The following is a 2,802-nucleotide window of genomic DNA, read 5'->3' as shown; positions in this document are numbered from 1 at the left end:
GGGGACGCCGGCCCCGGGCCCGTAGCTCAGCTGGTAGAGCGCCGCGCTTACACCGCGGACGTCGTCGGTTCGACCCCGGCCGGGCCCACCCGTGCGTCCTCCTCTGCCGCCCGACCCTGCCGCCCACGCCCACGCCCGCCGCCCGCCCGGGGGCGCCTCCGTGCGCAGGCCCGGCGTCAGCCGGCCTCGCGCAGCACGACGCCGCCGGCGGTGACCGTGACGTCGACCCGGCGCGGCGCCGTGGGCGAGTCCCGCAGCAGGCTGTCCAGGCCGCCGCCGGTGACCGTCGAGCGCACGTCGTACTCCTCGGGCGGCAGCGCCAGGTCGAGGGTGCCCGCGCTGACGTCGACGTCCACGGCGTCCGCGGCGTCCCCGGTGAGCGCCGCGGTGACCTGGCCGGCCGTCAGGGAGAGCACCGCCGTGCCCGCCCCGTCGACCTCCAGGTCCGCGGTCCCGCCCGTCACGTCCAGCGTGAGGGCGGTGGCGGAGCCCGCGAGGTCCAGCGCCCCGCCGGTCAGCTCGACGTCGACGTCGCCGAAGGCGCCGGAGGCGCGCAGCTCCCCGCCCGAGAGCTCGAGGTCGGCGTCCAGGGCGCCCTCGGCGACGTCCTCGGGGAGCACGAGCACCGCGCGGCCGCCGTCGTCGCGCGACCAGCCCGCGGCCCATCCTCCTGGCCAGCCCGCGGCGCCCGGCGACGCGACGCGCAGGACGTCCCCGTCGCGCTCGAGGCGCCACCGGCCCCGGCTGTCGCGCACGTCGAGGCGAGCCTGGTCGACCTCACCCGTGACGACCTCCAGGCGGGCGCCCACGACGTCGGCCTCGAGGGAGGTCACGCCGTCGGAGGTCGCGGTGAGGACGTCGTCCCCGCGCAGGGCGCTGGAGACGACCGAGCCCGCCCCGTCGACGGCCGTGCCGGCGAGGAGGAGCCCGCCGAGGACGACGGCGACGGTCGAGACGGCGCGCGCGCCGGGGCGGGCGCCGCCCGGTCCCGGGGGCGGGGCTCCCGCGGAGGTCCGCCGGTCGTCGCGTCCGACGGGGAGCGGGGTGGTGGGCGTGCTCATCGCGGGGCTCCTGCCTGCGGGGGAGCCGGGCGCGGCCCGGCGTGAGGGGGGAAGGCTCTGTCGGGGAAGGTGGGGTCGGGGAAGGCGGGGTCGGGGAGGGCGTGGTGGGAGAGGTGGACGAGCGCCGCGAGCACCCGCCGGTTGCCGTGCTCGTCGCGCTCGAGGCCGAGCTTGGTGAAGATCGCGGTGATGTTCTTCTCCACGCTGGCCTCGGAGAGGACGAGCAGGGCGGCGATGGCCTGGTTCGAGCGGCCCTCGGCGATGAGCGCGAGCACGGTGCGCTCGCGGTCGGTGAGCGCGGCGAGCCGCTCGTCGCGGGCCCGCCGCGCGAGCAGCTGGGCCACCACCTCGGGGTCGAGCACGGTGGCGCCGCCGCGGATGCGGTCGAGGGCGTCGAGGAAGTCGGCGACGTCGACGACGCGGTCCTTGAGCAGGTAGCCCAGCGCACCGCCCTGGCCGCCGAAGAGCTCGCCGGCGTAGCGCTCCTCGACGTACTGGGACAGGACGAGCACCGGCAGCCCGGGCCGCTCGGCCCGCAGCGCGACGGCGGCGCGCACGCCCTCGTCGGTCCACGTCGGGGGCAGCCGGACGTCGAGGACGCACAGCTCGGGCGCGCTCGCGTCGACCGCCGCCCCGAGGCCCTCGGCGTCGGCCAGGGCCGCGACGACCTCGTGCCCGGCGTCCTCGAGGAGGCGGACGAGGCCCTCGCGCAGGAGGACGGAGTCCTCGCAGATCAGGACGCGCACGGCACCGACACCTCCAGCGCGGTCGGGCCGCCGCGGGGGCTGTCGAGGCGGCAGGTGCCGCCCGCGGCCGCGACGCGGTGCCCCACGCCGTCCAGCCCGCCGCCGGGCAGCACGGCGGCGCCGCCGACGCCGTCGTCCTCCACGCGGGCCCACAGGAGACCGCCGTCGCGGTGGCGGACGACGACCCGGCACCGGGAGGCGCGCGCGTGCTTGGCGGCGTTGGTGAGGGCCTCGCTGACGGCGAAGTAGACGGCGGCCTCCGCCGTGCGCCCGCAGCGGCCGTCCACCCGCACGTCGAGGTCGACCGGCACGACGGACCGCGCGACGACGGCGGACAGGGCGGCGTCCAGGCCCCGGTCGTCGAGCACGGAGGCGTGCACGCCGCGGGCGAGCTGGCGCAGCTCGGTGATGGCGGCCTTGGTGCTCGTCCGCGCCTCCGCCACGAGGGTGCGGGCGGCGTCGGCGTCGGGCTCCGGCCCGGCGAGCTTCTGCTCGGCGAGGCCGAGCGTCATCCCGACGGAGACGAGGCGCGGCTGCACCCCGTCGTGGAGGTCGCGCTCGATGCGGGTCCGCTCGACCTCCGCGGCGCGGACGGCGCCGGCACGGCGGGTGTCCGACGCGCGGGCCTGCTCGACGAGCTGCGCCTCGCGGGAGGAGCGCAGGAGCGCGCGGGTGACGACGCCGTGCAGGAGCGCCAGGCCGACGGCGCCCGCGAGCGCCAGCAGGAGCCCGCCCGCGCCGACGAGCGGGGCCCAGGCCACCGGCACGTCGACGCCCGGGAGCCCGACGACGTCGTCCTGCGCGTAGAGGGGGGCGAGTGCGAGGGCGGCGGCGCTCGCGGCGGCGCTGACGACGGGCACCAGCACCAGGCCGAGGACGCTGGCGAGGGCGGCGCTGGCGACGGAGGCGGGGATCCCCGCGGCGTGCAGGTGCTCCTCGACGCGGGCGGTGAGGGTGGCGACGGCGGCGGGGTCGGCTCCGGCGGCCAGGACGGT

The 2,802-nt window shown here is 78.9% G+C and carries 3 protein-coding genes and 1 tRNA gene; 1 reads left to right on the top strand and 3 read right to left on the bottom strand.

All coding sequences use genetic code 11. From position 1 onward, the window contains the following. Positions 1 to 15: 15 nt before the first annotated feature. Positions 16 to 88 (top strand) — tRNA-Val (locus tag HLB09_RS15385). Positions 89 to 176: 88 nt separating this feature from the next. On the opposite strand, the gene HLB09_RS15380 is transcribed toward HLB09_RS15385, so the two are convergent. From HLB09_RS15380 to HLB09_RS15370, 3 genes are all read right to left on the bottom strand, one after another. After that, positions 177 to 1,061: a hypothetical protein gene (locus HLB09_RS15380; protein ID WP_171204201.1), complete on the bottom strand. Its 885-nt coding sequence runs from the start codon at positions 1,059 to 1,061 to the stop codon at positions 177 to 179. After that, positions 1,058 to 1,807: a response regulator gene (locus tag HLB09_RS15375; protein ID WP_171204200.1), complete on the bottom strand. Its 750-nt coding sequence runs from the start codon at positions 1,805 to 1,807 to the stop codon at positions 1,058 to 1,060. Before HLB09_RS15375 ends, HLB09_RS15380 begins: the two co-directional genes overlap by 4 nt. Beyond that, a partial coding sequence (locus HLB09_RS15370; protein WP_212771191.1) for a sensor histidine kinase occupies positions 1,795 to 2,802 on the bottom strand: 1,008 nt, incomplete at its 5' end. The genes HLB09_RS15375 and HLB09_RS15370, both read right to left, overlap by 13 nt.

It is taken from the genome of Pseudokineococcus marinus, from assembly GCF_013004605.1.
In the GTDB taxonomy this organism is placed as follows: Bacteria; Actinomycetota; Actinomycetes; order Actinomycetales; family Quadrisphaeraceae; genus Pseudokineococcus; species Pseudokineococcus marinus.
The sequence above is the reverse complement of the archived record's forward strand: the minus strand, read 5'-3'. Positions and strand labels throughout refer to the sequence as shown.